Below are 18,096 nucleotides of genomic sequence, written 5' to 3'. Positions count from 1 at the left end.
TCAAAATGCAAGAATTCTGTATACTTGCGGATGTAGATAAAATCGAATTCCCTCGTTATTGCTAGGTATACAGTTGGTGATACATATACAATGTTATATTTTTAGGGGATCTGTTTTCAAGAACAGATTGTTGCATCTCATCTGAAAGGGGTTATGGGGTCAAAGTGGTGAAAACCTAAGAAGCGTTAGAAATTGAATAGGTCTGTTCGGTTAATGTATCTAGCGATCAGATTTTCTTTTTGCTTTCAAGGTTTTGATACATTTTGAGATGATTTTTCTGCAAAATAGACTTAAATTAGGAGGTTTTTGAATGAATAATTGTGATCGGGGAAGCCGCATCTGCTACCCAACTGTAAAACAGTTTATTTCCTCAGCAATCCAGTCCACATTTTTACTCGGTTTTCTTTCGGCGACCGCCACGGCTGCCACTCTTAATCTTGAACCCATTGGAAGCTTTTCTACGGGAATTTTTGATGATGAAGCAGCCTTTATTTCTGCCTTTGATCCCTTTAGCCAAAATTTATTTGTAACAAATCGTAGCAATCAATCGATTGATATTCTCAACCTCTCCAATCCCATGAACCCCTTGAAAACGGGTCAGGTTAGTATTCCAGATCTCAATCCGGATCTGTTTGGGAATGTGCTTCATGTGCGTTCATTTAGTTATGAAACCAACAGTTTGTTTGCCGTTAGTGTCGAAAATGTTAATCGCCAAGCCAACGGCAGTCTATTATTCTTCAACAGCGATGGTAGCCTGTTTAATAGCAGCTTAGAAAATTCTTCGATCATGGCTGGCCCCTTACCCGATATGTTCACCTTCACCCCCGACGGAACTAAACTTCTTGTCGCCAACGAAGGAGAGCCTAACGATGAGTATACAATCGATCCCGAAGGTTCAGTTAGCCTGATTGATTTAGAAAATCTGTTTGCAGGTTTAGCCCCCACAGAGACCAAAATTGGCTTAACGGACTTTAATGTTGGGGGGTCTAAAGCAGACCAACTCACAGGGGAAGGAATTCGGATTTTTGGGCCAAATGCCACCGTTGCCCAAGACCTCGAACCTGAGTATATTACCGTCTCCAAAGATGGCAAAAAAGCCTGGGTATCTTTCCAAGAAAATAATGCCATTGGTTTGCTGGATTTAGACACTCGGGAATTTACTGAAATCGTTGGACTAGGGTACAAAGATCATCGTTTACCCGGTAATGCTTTAGATCCTAGTGATCGCGATGACGGGATTAATATCAAAAATTGGCCTGTATTTGGGATGTATCAACCCGATGAAATTGCCTCTTATACAGCGAATGGCAAAACCTATATTGTGATTGCCAATGAAGGTTCAGGTCGTGAATTTGATGGGTATAACGAAGAAGTTCGGGCTGAAGATTTAACCCTCGATCCCGATGCGTTTCCGGCTGATATTCAAGATGAAGACAAACTCGGTCGTTTAACCGTAACAAATGCAACGGGTGACATGAACGGTGATGGTGAGTTTGAAGAACTTTATACCTTTGGTGGACGTAGTTTTTCTATCTTGGATGAAGACGGAAATATAGTGTTTGATAGCGGCGATCAACTTGAACAAATTACCGCTAAAATGTTTCCTGAATACTTCAACGCTAGTAACGATGCCAACAATTTCGATAACCGTAGCGACAACAAAGGCCCTGAACCTGAAGGGGTAACAATTGGTCAAATTGCTGGTCGTACCTATGCCTTTATTGGTTTAGAACGAATTGGGGGGATTATGACCTATGATATTACTGATCCGGAGAATCCTTCTTTTGTGAGTTACGATAATAACCGGGATTTCTCGGTTGAATTTGATGAAAATGAGGAGGGAGATCCCGCCCCAACTCCTGCACAATTAGCCGCCGTGGGTGATTTAGGTCCGGAAGGATTACTATTCATTGATGCTAAAAATAGCCCCAACGGACAAACGCTGTTGATCTCGACTAATGAAATTAGCGGAACCACAACGATTTACAGTGTTGAACGAGTTCCTGAACCCGGTACAATTCTAGGTCTTTTGGGTGCAAGTGCTTTCGGCGCTGGAATGCTAAAACGTAAGCGTTCAAATCAAGCTTAGAAGTTGATGATATCTAAAGTCATGATTATTTTCATCTCCTCAGACTATTGATTGAATGGGTATGAGGTGGGGCGGGTATTTGATTAAAATTAATTTAAACCCGTCCCTTTTTGATCGGTTTCAAACGAGTCTGAGGAATTATTTATGGAGATTAACCCGACAATTGAACTAATTATTTGATTGAACTTTAGCGGCTGTTTTTGATGGGTTTAATGAGTGAATATGACGATTCATTTTGTCTAAATACCGAGATAAAACTGAGTATTCGCTTTGGGGTAGGAGAGGATCATTTTTTTCGGTGACTGTCTTTTCTAAGGGTAAAATCCGAAAATTGTATTTGTTATTTGCTGAGTAACGATGCACCCAAGTGGGAAGGGCTTGAATTTCTGTGAATTCTATGGTTTCTTCGGGAAAAGATTTACGAATATTGACTTTAAAAATTACCCCGAGATCTTTATAGTCTCCCCGTTGGTTAGAGATAAAATTTCCCATTGAATAAATTGCAACAGCTTTTTTAGTGTTCCCAGATTCATCGGTTCGTTCAAAAATTTCATAGGGTTGTACCACATGAGGATGACTCCCTAAGATAATATCTGCACCTGCATCCACTAAACTTTTTACTAATTGTTTTTGTTGTTGATTGGGTTGGCGTTGATATTCTGAACCAAAGTGCAATGCAACGGTAACAACATCAACTCCTAAGTTTTCAGCCGCTTGAATATCTTCGATAATTTCTGCTTCGTTAATCAAATTTACTAAATAATCTTTTCCTTCTGGAATTGGAATACCATTAGTTCCATAGGTATAAGCTAAAATTGCCATCGAAATTTCGTTTTTTTCGAGAATTAAGATTTCTTCGTGTTCTTCCACTGATGCAGCGGTTCCAACAGGTTCTAGACCACGACTGCGAACATTTTCTAGGGTTTTTAAAACTCCTGCTTCTCGACGATCTAAAGAATGATTATTTGCTGTCGTTAAGACATTAAATCCGGCGTTTTTAATCGCATCTGCGAGGGTATCAGGTGCATTAAACATGGGATAGCCAGTATAGCCTGTTTCAGATCCAGCTAATGTTGTTTCTAAGTTACCAATTGCCCAATCTCCCTGAGAAATGATCTCTTTGACTTCTGTAAAAAAGTTATCATAATTATAGGTTTTAGTGCTAGGATTGTAACCGGATTTAATCTGAGATCCGTGCATCATAATATCCCCAACCGCGACTAATTTTGCTTCACGGGTGTAAGGTTGAGGGGGCGGGGGTTCAACGGGTTGTGTTGATCCGGTTTGTTCTAGAACGGTGGAGTTGGAATCAGACGGGCGATCGCATCCAGAAATGCAAAAAACACCTAAAATTAGAATTCCGGTGAAAAGCTTTATCGGTTTTTGAGTTATTTTCATGGGTTCACTCCTCAAATCTCAATCAGACTTTTGACACTCCCGCGCCGTAAACGGCGGGGATTCTTGGTTCAGCGAGTCCACTTAATACAGACAGGGCGACCTATCTATACCAGAGATGGATTCTCCTCAAGCGTTTTGCTCCATTTCAGAAACCTGTTTGGGTATGCCCTACCCTACAGTTCAAAACCTAAAATCTTGGTTTCTCTGTACTTGTTGCGTTGCGCGCTAATAAGCGCACAAGCTTTCCTGTGCGGAACCCCATAACTTCAGTGCGTCAAGGTGCGCTGCCTTTCGGCGACTGGGTTTTTAGTGTGGTTGATTACCCTTTCCACAAAAGAAAGTTTAACATAAAGCCGTCCTAAAGGACGGGGCTTGTATCCCAATTTTTTCGGTCAATTTTAGAATAGGAGTGATGCTTTTTAGAACCTAAATTGTTGGACGTGAACCCAACAGCAAAACTTGATATCAACCCAATAAAAGCAGCTAGATGAATAGAGAGTCTAATCGAAACCCCAAAAATCAGGTGTTTGCGATCGAGTGTTGAGGGGTTACAGGGGACGGATCTCAAGTCTGATCAACACCAGACTTTGGAAAAATTGCATAAATGCAGTGAGTCGATCCTAATACTAAAGTAGAGCAGTCCGGGTCAGGCTGCTCAGAGGAAAGGATATTCTGGGTGTGATAGACTTTTCAAGCGACCTTCTCCTCCGGTTGGGGGGAACATTGTTGCTCTTTGACGACGATCCATCGACCCGTTTCAGGATCACGATAGGTGGTAAAAGGGTTGGTTTGTAAGGGCTTTTCGCAGGTTTTCATGGTCATGTGATTGCTGTTCCAAAGATGACAAAGCTCATTTTTGTGGTCATACTGTGATAATGACCTGAAGACTAACAATTTTCCGTGATTTATTTTGCAATCAGGTTGTGAAATAGATCAACAAAACGTTGTGATGACAAACACTTACAGTTGTGATATAATATGCGCTATAAGCACCGATAAATTTAATAGCCCAAAAAACTGACTAATAGTTGGGAACCATTCTTGGCAGTGTTGAACTAACTTCGCTACAGTTGGTAACTCTGCTATGAATTCCTTGAGGAATCGTAATGCACCCTTTTCTAACTTGAGTGCTTCACAATCTTGTCAAAATTTCCGTTCAACTTGTCCTTTGTCCGTATTTTCGGGAACCGCAATTTAAACTCAAACATCTTCGTCTAAAATTCGTTCTCCCTAACACCGCTAGACTAAAATCTGCATCAGTTAAGTTTGCGCCTCGGAGATTGGCTTCTACAAAGGACTTGTGGTGTTCCTTTCCTGTGGTTAACAATTCTCGCACCGCAGGTTGAGATAAAATTATATCATAAACTATTGAAAGTTATCGCTGTTTCGCCCCCCAACCCCCAATTCTGGGGGAGTATCAATTGAAAGTTATCGCTGTTTCGCCCCCCAACCCCCAATTCTGGGCAGGGCCGTTTCGTTGCCCGAAAACTTGATTTGTGGGGAGGTGGGGAGGTAGGGAGGTAGGGAGGTAGGGAGGATTTTTATTAATAAAAAGCTATTTTTCCTCGGAAAAAACTCCTCTCCCCATCACCCCATCACCCTTTCACCCCATCAACCCCGGCAATTTTTAACTTAGAATGAAACAGCCCTGCCAATTCTGGGGGAGTATCAATTGAAAGTTATCGCTGTTTCGCCCCCCAACCCCCAATTCTGGGCAGGGCCGTTTCGTTGCCCGAAAACTTGATTTGTGGGGAGGTGGGGAGGTAGGGAGGTAGGGAGGTAGGGAGGATTTTTATTAATAAAAAGCTATTTTTCCTCGGAAAAAACTCCTCTCCCCATCACCCCATCACCCTTTCACCCCATCAACCCCGGCAATTTTTAACTTAGAATGAAACAGCCCTGCCAATTCTGGGGGAGTATCAATTGAAAGTTATCGCTGTTTCGCCCCCCACTCCTCAATTCTGCAAGATCATAAAATTGAAAAAGTCCCCCAAAGTTAGAGGATTTAGGGGGCAGATTTATGAGACAAAACAGAACACTTTAACTTAGTGCATTGACTGTTCTAACGCATCAGGTTTATCGTGAATCGCCAAACGATCTAATAAAGTTGCACTGGCTTGATTTAACCCAATTAACGATACATGAACTCCTCGTTTGCGGAAGCGTAAAACCACTTTATCGACTGCATCAACAGCAGATTGATCCCAAAGATGGGCGTGAGTCAGGTCAATAGTGACTTTTTCTAAATGTTCGTGTAAGTCAAAATAATTGAGAAAATTCTCGACGGAAACGAAGAAAATTTGACCATTTACACTGTATATCCGTTCCTGTTTTTCCTCAATTAATAATGAGTCAATAAAAATCAAAGCAGCAATTTTTCGACTGAAGAAAATCGTACTTAATGCCACCCCAATAATTACCCCAATCGCTAAGTTATGAGTGAGAACTGTGACCAATACTGTTGTCACCATCACCGCACTTTCATTTTTCGGAACCCGGCGAATATTGCGGAGAGAATTCCAGCTAAAGGTACTGATAGAAACCATAATCATCACCGCAACTAAAGCCGCCATGGGGATACGGGCAACCCAATCTCCCAGTAGGAGAATACAAGTCAGTAGAAATATTCCAGCACTCAGGGAGGAAAGTCGAGTTCGTCCACCAGAACGAATATTAATGACCGATTGACCAATCATCGCACAACCTGCCATACCGCCAAAAAATCCGGCGACAATATTAGCGATTCCCTGACCCATTGCTTCTTGGTTTTTATCACTCGAAGTATCGGTGAGATTATCGATCACATTGGCTGTCAAAAATGACTCTAATAAACCCACCAAAGACAACGCCAAAGCATAGGGTAAAATAATGTCGAGGGTTTCTAGGTTTAGCGGTACAATGGGTAGGGCAAAGCTCGGTAAGGTATCGGGTAAGGTTCCCATATCGCCAACGGTGGGAACGTCTAATCCGCCTGCGATCGCAATAGCTGTTAAAACGACAATGGCAACTAAGGGCGAAGGGACGGTTTTAGTGAGGCGAGGAAGTCCGTAGATAATCCCCAGTCCTGCCGCAACCATGATGTAAACAAGCCAAGATGCCCCTTCAAATTGGGGAAGTTGGGCGTTAAAGATGAGGATAGCTAAGGCGTTAACAAAACCCACCATCACGGCCCGAGGGACAAACCGCGTCTGATTTCCCAGTTTGATCCATCCAAACAGAATTTGTAGAAAACCCGTCAGAATGGTGGTGGCGAGTAGATAGTTTAAGCCATGATCGCGGACTAAAGTGGTCATTAGCAAGGCCATTGCCCCTGTTGCCGCAGAAATCATTCCGGGGCGTCCCCCGAGAAAAGCGGTAATAATGGCAATGCAAAAGGAGGCGTAGAGTCCAACTTTGGGGTCAACTCCGGCGATAATGGAAAAGGCGATTGCTTCGGGAATTAGGGCTAAAGCCACTACTGATCCAGCGAGAATGTCTTTTTGGACGTTGGAAAACCAGTCTTGGTGATTTAGAATTTTTTTCATTGTTTCCCACAATTTAAAGGACAAATCAAGTTCATTTTCAGTTTTTCTCTACACGGATTCGGCAAAACATTGGATAAAAATGAATGGGTCTTGCTGGAAATTTCGTTCTCTGGGTTAAAAATAGATTGTTAAAAATGGATCTCAAAATTGAACGATAGTCTTCACAGAGATGATTAAGTACAATTCACTATCTTTAACATTCGTAAAGTAGATTGTCAAAAAAACTTGGATTTGAAGACAAGCTAACGTTGACTCGGATGAAGTGAAGCCTCGCTTAAATCACTGAAAAGGGAATCGTTAGAGGGGTTAATTACTAAAACAACAGTTGGCTTAATCGCTTACTTTTATCGCTTTTATTCTTTCAGTGACTCTTTCATTAATTAGGGATTTTCAGGGAAGTGACTCAGAGATTGAGTTTTTAAAATGACCTAACAAAAGCCGATCAAAGCTGATGTTGCTGGTGTATGACTTTCCCCACTATACTTAAAATACCGGACTTTTCCTCGGAAGTCAAGAGGCTAATTCTCTCCTGAGCAATTCTGAGTAATGATAAATATTATTTTCAATTTCAGTAAAATATTATTCAGCAACGCCTGAGATTTTGTGTAGTCTAGAAGGCTAAATGGGAATGGGAGAGTCTACATAAATGGTGGGTTCTTTCATTTCAAATTCAATCCCATAACTGATCAATTTCTTCGAGATTTTTTCGTTAGCTAATTCAAGTAAGCGTTTTCGCAGTTGGGTGGAGTCTTCACTTGAACCGAGTATAAAAAAGGTGACTCTTGCCCGAGTTCCGGGTTTATTTTTGGGTTTAAGCACTGTAATTTTGGTACTTCCTGGATCTATTCCATAGAGGGTGTCTGTACTTTCTTTGACAACTTTATCAATCAGGGCAGTTTCTTGTTCTTCGAGTTGGCGTTTAAAATCTAGATAAAGTAAAACCATAACTTTTTTGCCTCTCGTAATGTTCTCGATATCTTTGGTTGCCATGATCGAATTAGGAACAATTAAAAGTGTATTACGGGCGGCGACTCTTATTTTTGTTGAACGTAAACCAATGGCTTCAATCCGTCCATAGGTGTCTTCTTGTTGAGGATTAAAATTAACGCGCACATATTCACCTGGAACATAGGGACGATCACAATAAATCACAATTGTTCCAATGAATTGTTCTAATACTCTTTGGGCTGCAAAAGCGATCGCAATCCCCCCAATTCCAAAACCTGCAACCAAACCAAGTAAGTTAAAATTATTAATATTTGCAAAAAAGATTACTGCAAAAAAACCGATTATTACATTACTTATTGTTTCTAAAACAATGATAAATTCATCCGGTTTCAACCCCATTTTTTGAATAATAACAATTCCGTAGAGACGCAAAAATTGACGAAATATGCGCGCCAGCAACCAAGATGCACTAATTGTAATGCTTAAATACAGACAGAACCTCAAAAAGTCATAAAGTTCTTCATAGGGCTTAAGAAAATTTAAGCAAAAACTGATTAATATCAAAGTTCCGGTAATTCTAATCCCAGGTTTTAAGGGAATAATAAAGTTTTTGTTGATGTTGTCGCCGATTTTTGGGAAGAATTTTTGATTAATAAAAATAATAAAATTCGGAGTATATCGACCAACAATTAGTGATAAAATTATAAAGAATATAAAAGTTAAAAGCCGAATCCCCAAACCAATCAGAAACCTCTGTAGTTCCTCATTCCAGGGCATAATTTCTTTTAAAAGAGTAAGCAGATCCATCTTAGATATTTACAGGAGAAGTAACATTAATTCGCTTTTCTTCAATATCAAATTCTATACCCACATCTTGTAATCTTTGGGTAATATTTTGTTCTGCTATTTCTAACAGATGAGTCCGAAAATCCATTGATACATCACCTGAACCTAAAATAAAGAAAGTAACCTGGGCTTCAACCAAGACTGCATCTTCACTATTCTCACTCGCAATTTCTTTGAAACTCACTTGAGTAATGCGATGATCAATCCCAAAAATCTCTTGAGTGCTATCTAAAACAATTTGACGAATAAAAGCTTTTTCTTCCTCAGAGAGTAAACGATAAAACATTAAATGAATCAACGAAATAATTTTTTTAGCATTGGTTAAGTTTTCAATGCTAACTTGAGTTAAAATATTATTAGGGATGATCACTAAACTTCCTTTTCCTGATGTTCTAATTTTCGTCGAACGCCAACCAATTGATTCTACTCGACCAAAGGTTCTATCAGGTAAATGAATATAATCATCAATCACAAAGGGTCGATCTAAATATAAAACAATTCCTCCAAGTAACTGTTCTAGGGTTTTTTGTGCTGCAAATGCTACGGCTAACCCTCCAACTCCCACACTCGCCAGTAAACCAATAACATTAATTTGATGAGTTTGAGCAAAGACAAAAACAACAATAATGACAATCAAAATATTGGCAACTGCTTGAATAACAATTAAGATTTCACTGTTCAGTTTACGTCTTTTTTTGACCGCATTATCTAACCAATAAACCTGAAAAAACTGTTTAAATATTCGGTTGATTTGCCAACCCAAAGAAATCGTAACAACCACCCCTAAAGGAACTTCCATCCACTTCAACCATTGGGGAATTGGCGCAATCAAAATTGCCGCATCAAGACTAACAATCAGGAAAATAAATCCTAATTGATTTTGAAAGGGAACAATAACTTGCTGATAAATTTGTTGGAGTTCTGGGGAAGCAAAACGAGCCGTTATATTTCCGATCAATCGCGGAATAAAAAACGTAAAAAATCCGACAAAATTCACTAAACCGACTATCAAAGCAATTTTAATACTCAAGATTGAAAACGGAGCATCAGTCAAAAAATCAAGAGAAGAAGCAGAACTTTGAGCAAACACCATAATAACGAGTATACAAAGAGAAGCTAAAGTCTGGAAAAGAATTGAATCGATCCAAAAGTCAAGAACTTTCTGTCGTTTCAGACGGAGTTAAAATTTCTGACTGTTCATAGACATTAATAGTTAACTGTATCATTTTGTGGAGTGGATTTTGTACCCACAGTTGTTGCATCGGGGTTTCAGATTCAGAAGTGATTTTAACAGGCTTTCCTGACACACAAGTATAAACTTGCTGTTTGTTTCCACAGGGAACAACAATATCTCCTGTTCTAATATTAACAACTAATTGAGTGGCAGGAGGATTAAGTTTAATCACTTGCTCTGGGATTTCGGGTAAAATAGTCCGAACGTAAGTTTTTACAGGTTGAGGCTGTTGTTGCTCAGAAGTTGAAGCCGCCAGAGACACAGGATAAGCGGGGTTAGAGACGACTAAAAGCAAGAGCAATATTGCCGAAAATAAACATCCTCGTTTCATTCAAGGGCAGGAAAATATTATGGGAGTCTGATGTAATTGTATCCTAAAAAGCATCAATCCGTTCAAAAAAAGAGAGAAACCCAACTTAATGAGTTCCTCTCCTGACAAGCAAAGAGCTATGAAAATGTGACTGATCTGACGACCAAGGTTAAGAAAAGAACCAAGCAAACAGGTTTTAATAGGTTTGTCTGATTTTTTCTAAGAGTGAAACACCCATTCACCGGATATTTCTATCATATTCACGATCAACTCATTTCCACAGTCCCTTTTTTAAGCGACATTCCCAACTCTGCTTTTCTGAGTCATCAATAAATCCCTGATTAATTAGATTTCAGATATTCTTCTAACATATCCGAACCGCCAATTAATTGACCATCAATAAAAACTTGTGGAGTCGAAGTTGCTCCTGTTGCAGCTTTAATGGAACGAGTCGAAATATCTTCACCTAAGACAATTTCTTCAAAATCCCAACCCCGATCTTTGAGCATCGATTTTGCTTTTGCACAGTAGGGACAACCCACTTTACTAAACAGAGTAATCGCTTTAGGTTTAGCCGCATTCGGATTAATATAGTTGAGCATCGTTTCAGCATCCGACACCTCAAACGGATCACCGGGAACATCCGGTTCGATGAACATTTTATCAATAACACCATCTTTAACCAGCATTGAATAACGCCAGGAGCGCTTTCCAAATCCTAAATCAGCTTTATCGACTAACATTCCTACTTGTTCAGAAAATTCACCATTCCCATCAGGAATCAGCATAACATTTTCAGCTTTTTGATCTTTTGCCCATTCATTCATTACAAAAGCATCATTAACTGAAAGACAAATAATATGATCAACCCCATTTTGTTTAAACACGGGAGCCAACTCATTGTAACCAGGAAGGTGAGCCGAAGAACAAGTTGGGGTAAATGCACCCGGAAGCGCAAATACAATTACTGTTTTACCTGCAAACAGTTCACCGGAAGAAACATCAACCCAGTCATTATTTTGGCGGGTTCTGAATGTGACATCTGGAACTCGTTGGCCTTCACGATTTTCTAGCATTTCGGTTTTCTCCTATTCAATGTGTTCAAGTTGAGTTTTCGATAGCAGAGAAATCAGTTGGAGGGACAAAGAAACTCGGTATTTTTCTACAAAAGTCCCGCTCGTTGCTCCCCTAACCGCTTTCTTCACCATTGTTATTATGCAGCGATCGCTTCCGAGTAGGGAACAAAAGATTTTTTACTCGCCCCACAAATCGGACAATACCAATCTTCGGGAATATCTTCAAATGCGGTTCCGGCTGCAATTCCAGAATCGGGATCACCGACAACCGGATCATAAATCATCGAACATTGCTTACAAATCCATTTTCCGCTTGTAGCAGTTTTCGCGCTCGGTTCTACCCCATCTAAAGCTTGTAACGCTTCGGTGTATTGGTTGGCGTGATGGTTTTCAATTGAGGTGAGGAAGCCAAAATTTTGGGCGGCTTTGCGGAAAATGCCAGCGTGTTCTTTGGATTCGGCAATTTGTTCTTTAAACTCTGCAACCGCTTTGTCATCGCGATCTCCCTGGGCTTGGGTGGCGAATTCGGGATACATCGTGGTGTATTCGTAGGTTTCGCCTTCTATCGCCAGTTCCAAACAACGGGAGATAATCGCTTTTTTTTCGGCTTCACTGAGGCTAGAAACGTCTTCTACCGCTAATTCGGGGTGAATCAGACGGAAGTGAGCAAAGGCGTGTTCGGTTTCTTGGTTAGCGGTTTCCCGAAAGAGTTTAGCGACATCGCTCATCCCTAGTTTTCGAGCTACTTCTGCAAAAAATAGATACTTACGATTTGCCATAGACTCGCCTGCAAATGCAGCATCTAGGTTTTTTGCTGTGTTGGAGTTTGACAGATCCATAGAGTTCTCCTCGTCGCGGGAAAGGTTGATTGATTCGGTACTATCTCAGAATAATTCTGATTTAAGAAAATGTCAAGTAAACAACCAAAACTTAGATACTGCTCCATCTTTTCTTGGATGTGATATAATATAAACAAGGACAGCCACAACAATACGCCATCATGGTTAGCAACGCCACCCAAAAAATTGAAGCGCAAATGCGAGCGAAGGGTCTGAGGATTACCCCGCAGCGATTTGCTGTTTATGCCAACCTGCGATCTCGTTTCGATCATCCGACTGTCGAAGAAATTTTGCTTGACGTTAACCGCGATCTCCCTATTTCTTCTAAAGCAACGGTTTATAGTGCATTGTCGGTGTTGCGAGAAGTGGGATTAGTGCGGGAAGTTTTATTAGAAGAAGGAGTCACTCGTTATGATGCCAAAGTTGAGCCTCATCATCATTTTTGCTGTCAAACTTGTGGCGCCATTCAAGATATTGACTGGGAAACTTTTAGTCGTTTACAATTAGATCGGCTTCCTGCGGGAATACAAGTTAAAAACTATGAAGTGATTCTCAAAGGTGAATGCGATCGCTGTACGGTTAAGTAGAAAAATATTTGTAAGCAAAAAAAAGGGATATGATTATCCCCTTTGCTGGTTAAATTTGAGCGTGAGTTAGGATTGCTTGCGCTTTCTCAAAGCCACACCCGTTAGACCACCGAAAACAAATAAAGCCACAAAACTCGAAGGTTCGGGTGCTTTTACAATAACAGAGTTAGTTTTCACCTCCACTAACGTTAAAGAAGTATCTTCGCTAAAGTCTCGAGAAAATTCACCAATATAAATCCCAGAAATATACTCTTGATTTCCTTCAAAGTCTTGAGATTCAAACTCTTGAATTAAAAAGTTAGAACTCTGTTCAACCTTCAAGAAGTCACCCTCATTCGCCGTTTTTAATTTTCCAGAAATTGTGAAATAATCAATGATGTTTTCTGTAGCATCGTCAAACAGGAAGAACGAAATATTACCCTCAGCAATTGCGGCTTCACCCGGAGGATTGTCAATTGAGGTTTCTAGATCCAAAACTGAAACAAAATCAAAAGAAAATGATGAATCTTTTTGAATAAAGAAATTACGCCCAATGACAGCAGCTTCGCTATTGGCGATACCAACATATTCTTTTCCAAGTCCAAAGGCATCTGCAAAAGACGAGTTAAATGCTAAGGGAATACTCTGTTCAAAAAGAGCATCTGCGTCTGCAATTGCATCAACTGAACCATTGCTTGCAAAAGCAAAAGTCTCTGCATCTGCTAAGGTTTCAACACTCAAAGGAGTCTGACTAAACCCATAGAGAAAAGCTTCAGAGTATGAAGAAGCAAAAGTCGCCGCCAGACTCGGTGAAGAAGCAACAGTTAATGTTGTCACCACGGGAATTGAACCTAAAATAAGATTCAGAGGATTCGGTAATTTTTGAAACATGACTGATTTGAATACTATCTTACTTCTATTTTCTCTTTCTCAACAACCCTGACCATTTTCCGGTGAGAAGCTAAATATTTTGATTTTAGGTTAGCTATATTCTCCTGGAGTAAAGCTAAAGCTCTGATTCTGAACCGAATGTATTCAACCATCAGAATTGTTGATTTCTTTGATTTTCACTTGGTTTACCCATCCACACAGATGCACTTACCCTTAAAAATTTCTAGCTCGGTTTTTCTCCTCGCTGATCCTTTTGTTGCTCTTTCGCGCATCAGTTGGATCGTTTTTATGAATCGGGTGTTTTTAGCTTAGTCTGATCGGTACTCTAAAAAAAAGATAGTAATTTAAAAATATCAACTTTTTTGGTAAAGCTTTAGTAAAGTTTTTTTGTATGGTTGATTTGTATAACTTGTATTGACAAAATCTAACTTTTAGTATTTCAGAATGGCTAAGTCAGTATCCCTTAAATTCCCGCCTATTTTTAACGAACAGATTCAAACAAAGAATAGAGATGTAGACTTGAGGAGTTCGCGGAAAAAATTAACATAAAAAAGAGCATAATTCCATGCTCTCAACAATTCGTAATTGATTGTATATTCAGGCAGTATTTAAGACTAATCAATCAGTTTTTTGGCTTTGTCTTTTAAGTTCTCAACAGCTTGTTGAGCTTTCGCTTCCGCTTGCTTTTTCTGACCTTCCATTTTCTGCTTAGGATCTCCAGTAATTGCACCCAAAGCTTCTTGGGCTTTACCTTCAATATTTTTAGCCGCCGCTTTAGCTTGATCTTCTAAACTCATGTTATGACTCCAATTTATGTGATATTAAAAAGGTATGTAACAGATAGTAGAATGGTAAGTTTTATTTGTCAAGCCATGTTAACTTATGTTTAACTTATGTTTAATTTGTCTGAAATTTGCGATATTCATCTAGAGTTTAAATTCAAACTGAGATCTAAACCTGTTTGATTCTGAGCATCTACAACACTCGTAAAATACTCGGAATTCGATTGATCACATTAAAGCTTTGAATTTCATCCAGTGCTTGTCGAAAATTCCCTTCTCGAACATCATGGGTAACAACCACAATTTCCGCCAATTCTCCATGGGTATCAATCTGTACAATCGATTCTATACTGACATCATGGTTGCCAAAACAAGTTCCTAACTTGCCAATAACACCCGATTCATCTTGAGTAATAAAACGAGCATAAAAGCGAGTAATTAAATCTTCCATCGGAGCGAGATTACAATAATGTTGATGGGTACAACTCATCAATGGATGAACCTCACCGGAAAGGGGACTATTCAGAACCGCCGCAATATTCAAAATATCAGAAACCACAGCACTCGCCGTTGGGCCAGCACCCGCACCAGGGCCAAAAAACATCACCTGTCCAATCGGTTCACCTTCAATTAAAATAGCGTTGTAAACATCATTAATACTCGCTAAAGGATGCGCTTTTGGAACTAAAGTCGGATGAACTCGAATCGAAAGTAAATCATTCTCAGGAGTAGCTTGGGAATCACGGCTGGCGATCGCAAGTAACTTAACCACAAAACCCAAACGATCCGCATAGGAAATATCGCTAGCATTAATATGACTAATCCCTTCACAATAAACTTCACTCAGTTTGATCCGTCCTCCAAACGCTAAAGATGCCAAAATCGCGATTTTATCCGCCGCATCTAACCCATCAACATCAGCCGTCGGATCAGCTTCAGCATACCCTAACCGTTGGGCATCGGCTAACACTTCGTCAAAATCGACCCCTTCAAGTTGCATACGGGTGAGGATATAGTTGGTTGTGCCGTTGACAATCCCCATAATCCGATGAATACGATTCGCCCCGAGAGACTGTTTCAAGGGTTGAATCACGGGAATCCCTCCCCCAACAGCAGCCTCTAACATCACATAAACGCCCTTTTCATTCGCCGCCGTGAAGATTTCATCCGCGTAGCGAGAGATGACGGCTTTATTGGCAGTGACGACGTGTTTTCCGTGAGAAATGGCTTTGAGAATCAGCGATCGCGCAGGTTCTAAGCCGCCAATCAGTTCAACAACAATATCGATGTTCGGATCAGTGACAATTGCTTCTAAATCAGTCGTCAGTAGAGTTTCTGGGAGTTCCACTTGACGAGGCTTAGACAGCGATCGCACCCCAACTCGATGTAGGCTTAACCCTTGCAATAAGGGATGTCGTCCGTTGGTATCGAGAAGTATTTGTGCGGTTCCTGTTCCAACTGTTCCGAGTCCCAACAAACCAATCTTAAAAGCCACAATTCCCACCCGTCACTAATTTCGTATTCTTCCTATTTTAAAACCAACGGCCCCCCCGAAACCGCCAGTGAGGAAATAAAATTCGGGTTAGGGCTTGAGAGGCGAGGTAAATGGTGAACCAAACCAGACTGTAATGACAGATAAATAATCCGATCTTGAAAATTTGGGGAGAAATACCCGGTAAACCGATCGTGTTAGCCAATCCCCCTACAAACAACCCTTCCCAAATTCCGGCGAGGAGTTGAAAGAGTCCTGGCCAGTCTCGATCCCAACGGAATTTTTGCAAGTAGATGTACAAGGTATCCCAAACCAAGCCAAACAGGGCGATATATCCCAGTAGGGCAAAGTAGATCCAACTGGGTTTACCCATTTTCCCCAACCAGAAGGGTAAACTCACAAACACACCGACTGTTGCGAGAAGAAATATACGGGTTTGCCAGCGTCCCAGAAGGGTTGGAGTCATGAAATTTTCGATGATTTAAGTCTGAGCGGTGAGCAATTGTAAATTTTTGTAAACTAACTTGCGGGGTGACACCCATCATGGTCTATACTACATACATAGTAGATGCACCCTGATTAGATCGCCCATAACGTCATGGGCGTTTTTCTTTTTTAACCCAGGCCAAAGCCACAACGGTCTGTACATGATCACAAAAGCAGCCCAGAAACTATCTTCTTGACCGAGGGGCTTTATCTTTTCTCAATATCCACTCAAAAACGGAGAGGGCGCGAGTCGGACGTTTAGAGGCTTTGGAATTGGGATCAATCAGTTTAGTTTTCACTAAAATCTGTGTAAAACCTTTTTCTAGAGGTTCAAAAGGTGATTTTTCTGAAGAACTCGGAAGTTGATCAATTTGCCACCAACTTCCCAGACAGTAACCACAGATACTCGCAATCCCTCCAAAAACAATACTTAAATTCAAGGAATACCCTAACCCAAAAAAGGCAAGGGTCATTAGCAAGCCCAGGCTCAATCCGGTAAATAATCCAGCCGTTTTAGAAGAAGAGGATGCCATAGATTTTGACGATGGTTTCACTCTCCATTGAACCGCAAATTGATCAGTTTGAACAATTAATTCAACTCATCTATCCTGAGAGGTTAAAAGTATCTAGCAGAAATACTGGGTAAACAGAAGTTGAGAATACACGGGTCTGGTCTAAATTCAAAATTCTCAATTCTCAATTCTGATGGGGGTCGGATAAGTTGCTCACGTTCGACAATAGCGACATTCTGATAGAGACTGATCACAATCTCCTGTCCACGATCAGTACATTCCAAATATTTTAGAGCATCTCGAATATAAGCGTACACAACATTATAGAAAAAATTAGGGTATGCTACTCGTAAATCATCGGGATGGCGATAACCTAAACTTTGATGAGTGCCAATTTCTTCAAACTCACGAAACAGCCGAGTCATCTTGGTAAGATAATTGGGATCGGCTAACTGACCAATAAGATCAGCCGCTCGAACTAAACTAGCATAACTACAAGTATCTTGATATTTTTTGCCAGCAGGAACCGGAAAACGAGTGAGTTCAATATTGTGCTGAATGGTATTAATATTAATCAGGTTAAATCGACTCAAAGTTTCCAAAGCAAACAATTGTCCGCGATCAACATGATAGGGAGTCAGACTTGCATCGGTTGTTTCTGAAGATAAATAAATTGTTTGTTGATCTGCGCCGATCACATAGCGTCCTTTTTCAAGGCGATCAGCTCGGCAAATTCCTTTACAATAACCAATATCGTGACATAATAGGGAGACTATTGTGTTTAACCAATCTTGAGGGGAAACACTACCTTCGTTCATTTGTTTGCCGCGAAGGATTTCTAGTCCAGCTAAAGTGACTAAAACTGTGTGTTCGAGATCGTGATAGGGTGCATCAGTTTGTGCGATCTGGGATAAAACAACACGAGCGATCTGACCAATGAAAGTAAGAGACTCTGATTCTAACTCGCCGTAAAGGTCAATATAACCGCTTTGAAGCTGCTGGATGCAGGTGTTGATGAGGGGTTGAGTGAAAGGATGAGACATGGGTAATTCTCCTAGTCAATTCGATTAGAGGATGGATTTAAGATCAGAGTTAATCTGATC

Annotated in this window: 17 protein-coding genes; 2 read left to right on the top strand and 15 right to left on the bottom strand. The window is 40.5% G+C overall.

The genetic code is table 11. The annotated features are described in order from the left end of the window. The first annotated feature begins 310 nt into the window (after positions 1-310). Positions 311-2,089 (top strand): choice-of-anchor I family protein, encoded by a 1,779-nt coding sequence (locus L8106_RS11790; protein WP_009784529.1) that lies wholly within the window; start codon positions 311-313, stop codon positions 2,087-2,089. 168 nt (positions 2,090-2,257) lie between these two features. Here the strand turns inward: L8106_RS11790 and L8106_RS11785 are convergent, their stop codons facing one another. The 9 genes from L8106_RS11785 to L8106_RS34440 form a co-directional block, all read right to left on the bottom strand. Beyond that, positions 2,258-3,487, bottom strand: coding sequence for a CapA family protein (locus L8106_RS11785; protein WP_009784528.1), 1,230 nt, complete (start codon positions 3,485-3,487; stop codon positions 2,258-2,260). 690 nt (positions 3,488-4,177) lie between these two features. Then, positions 4,178-4,303, bottom strand: coding sequence for a hypothetical protein (locus tag L8106_RS34220; RefSeq protein ID WP_255348884.1), 126 nt, complete (start codon positions 4,301-4,303; stop codon positions 4,178-4,180). Positions 4,304-4,643: 340 nt separating this feature from the next. Further along, a complete protein-coding gene (locus L8106_RS34445; RefSeq protein ID WP_071941387.1) occupies positions 4,644-4,823 on the bottom strand; it encodes a pentapeptide repeat-containing protein in 180 nt (59 codons plus the stop codon). Between the two features lie 709 nt (positions 4,824-5,532). Further along, positions 5,533-7,011, bottom strand: coding sequence for a SulP family inorganic anion transporter (locus tag L8106_RS11780; RefSeq protein ID WP_009784526.1), 1,479 nt, complete (start codon positions 7,009-7,011; stop codon positions 5,533-5,535). 618 nt (positions 7,012-7,629) lie between these two features. Further along, positions 7,630-8,766: a mechanosensitive ion channel family protein gene (locus tag L8106_RS11775; protein ID WP_009784525.1), complete on the bottom strand. Its 1,137-nt coding sequence runs from the start codon at positions 8,764-8,766 to the stop codon at positions 7,630-7,632. Position 8,767: 1 nt separating this feature from the next. Beyond that, positions 8,768-9,898: a mechanosensitive ion channel family protein gene (locus L8106_RS11770; protein ID WP_009784524.1), complete on the bottom strand. Its 1,131-nt coding sequence runs from the start codon at positions 9,896-9,898 to the stop codon at positions 8,768-8,770. A gap of 58 nt (positions 9,899-9,956) precedes the next feature. After that, on the bottom strand, positions 9,957-10,370 hold the full coding sequence (locus L8106_RS11765) for a hypothetical protein (protein WP_009784523.1): 414 nt from the start codon (positions 10,368-10,370) through the stop codon (positions 9,957-9,959). Between the two features lie 320 nt (positions 10,371-10,690). Beyond that, positions 10,691-11,425 carry a glutathione peroxidase gene (locus L8106_RS11760; protein WP_009784522.1) on the bottom strand — a complete coding sequence of 245 codons (735 nt, stop codon included), beginning with the start codon at positions 11,423-11,425 and terminating at the stop codon, positions 10,691-10,693. A gap of 137 nt (positions 11,426-11,562) precedes the next feature. Then, a complete protein-coding gene (locus L8106_RS34440; protein ID WP_009784521.1) occupies positions 11,563-12,264 on the bottom strand; it encodes a rubrerythrin family protein in 702 nt (233 codons plus the stop codon). Positions 12,265-12,425: 161 nt separating this feature from the next. On the opposite strand from L8106_RS34440, the gene L8106_RS11750 reads away from it, so the two are divergent. After that, entirely contained in the window at positions 12,426-12,851 is a 426-nt protein-coding gene (locus tag L8106_RS11750; RefSeq protein WP_009784520.1) for a Fur family transcriptional regulator, read from the top strand. Between the two features lie 66 nt (positions 12,852-12,917). On the opposite strand, the gene L8106_RS11745 is transcribed toward L8106_RS11750, so the two are convergent. The 6 genes from L8106_RS11745 to L8106_RS11720 form a co-directional block, all read right to left on the bottom strand. Then, positions 12,918-13,721, bottom strand: a complete 804-nt coding sequence (locus L8106_RS11745) for a PEP-CTERM domain protein (RefSeq protein WP_009784519.1) — start codon at positions 13,719-13,721, stop codon at positions 12,918-12,920. Positions 13,722-14,335: 614 nt separating this feature from the next. Further along, a complete protein-coding gene (locus L8106_RS11740) occupies positions 14,336-14,518 on the bottom strand; it encodes a CsbD family protein (protein WP_009784517.1) in 183 nt (60 codons plus the stop codon). Positions 14,519-14,696: 178 nt separating this feature from the next. Further along, on the bottom strand, positions 14,697-15,998 hold the full coding sequence (locus L8106_RS11735) for a homoserine dehydrogenase (protein WP_039896101.1): 1,302 nt from the start codon (positions 15,996-15,998) through the stop codon (positions 14,697-14,699). Positions 15,999-16,035: 37 nt separating this feature from the next. Then, a complete protein-coding gene (locus L8106_RS11730) occupies positions 16,036-16,461 on the bottom strand; it encodes a hypothetical protein (RefSeq protein ID WP_009784515.1) in 426 nt (141 codons plus the stop codon). A gap of 205 nt (positions 16,462-16,666) precedes the next feature. Next, positions 16,667-17,014 carry a hypothetical protein gene (locus tag L8106_RS11725; protein ID WP_009784514.1) on the bottom strand — a complete coding sequence of 116 codons (348 nt, stop codon included), beginning with the start codon at positions 17,012-17,014 and terminating at the stop codon, positions 16,667-16,669. Positions 17,015-17,097: 83 nt separating this feature from the next. After that, positions 17,098-18,036: an Npun_R2479 family HD domain-containing metalloprotein gene (locus L8106_RS11720; RefSeq protein WP_009784513.1), complete on the bottom strand. Its 939-nt coding sequence runs from the start codon at positions 18,034-18,036 to the stop codon at positions 17,098-17,100. Positions 18,037-18,096 lie beyond the last annotated feature (60 nt).

It is taken from the genome of Lyngbya sp. PCC 8106, assembly GCF_000169095.1.
Classification (GTDB): Bacteria; Cyanobacteriota; Cyanobacteriia; order Cyanobacteriales; family Microcoleaceae; genus Capilliphycus.
This window is presented reverse-complemented; position numbering and strand designations above follow the sequence as displayed.

Coding starts and splice junctions, on each gene's coding strand:
- L8106_RS11790 (WP_009784529.1), top strand. CDS start 311: ATGAATAATTGTGATCGGGGAAGCCGCATCTGCTACCCAACTGTAAAA.
- L8106_RS11785 (WP_009784528.1), bottom strand. CDS start 3,487: ATGAAAATAACTCAAAAACCGATAAAGCTTTTCACCGGAATTCTAATT.
- L8106_RS34220 (WP_255348884.1), bottom strand. CDS start 4,303: ATGAAAACCTGCGAAAAGCCCTTACAAACCAACCCTTTTACCACCTAT.
- L8106_RS11780 (WP_009784526.1), bottom strand. CDS start 7,011: ATGAAAAAAATTCTAAATCACCAAGACTGGTTTTCCAACGTCCAAAAA.
- L8106_RS11775 (WP_009784525.1), bottom strand. CDS start 8,766: ATGGATCTGCTTACTCTTTTAAAAGAAATTATGCCCTGGAATGAGGAA.
- L8106_RS11770 (WP_009784524.1), bottom strand. CDS start 9,898: ATGGTGTTTGCTCAAAGTTCTGCTTCTTCTCTTGATTTTTTGACTGAT.
- L8106_RS11765 (WP_009784523.1), bottom strand. CDS start 10,370: ATGAAACGAGGATGTTTATTTTCGGCAATATTGCTCTTGCTTTTAGTC.
- L8106_RS11760 (WP_009784522.1), bottom strand. CDS start 11,425: ATGCTAGAAAATCGTGAAGGCCAACGAGTTCCAGATGTCACATTCAGA.
- L8106_RS34440 (WP_009784521.1), bottom strand. CDS start 12,264: ATGGATCTGTCAAACTCCAACACAGCAAAAAACCTAGATGCTGCATTT.
- L8106_RS11750 (WP_009784520.1), top strand. CDS start 12,426: ATGGTTAGCAACGCCACCCAAAAAATTGAAGCGCAAATGCGAGCGAAG.
- L8106_RS11745 (WP_009784519.1), bottom strand. CDS start 13,721: ATGTTTCAAAAATTACCGAATCCTCTGAATCTTATTTTAGGTTCAATT.
- L8106_RS11740 (WP_009784517.1), bottom strand. CDS start 14,518: ATGAGTTTAGAAGATCAAGCTAAAGCGGCGGCTAAAAATATTGAAGGT.
- L8106_RS11730 (WP_009784515.1), bottom strand. CDS start 16,461: ATGACTCCAACCCTTCTGGGACGCTGGCAAACCCGTATATTTCTTCTC.
- L8106_RS11725 (WP_009784514.1), bottom strand. CDS start 17,014: ATGGCATCCTCTTCTTCTAAAACGGCTGGATTATTTACCGGATTGAGC.
- L8106_RS11720 (WP_009784513.1), bottom strand. CDS start 18,036: ATGTCTCATCCTTTCACTCAACCCCTCATCAACACCTGCATCCAGCAG.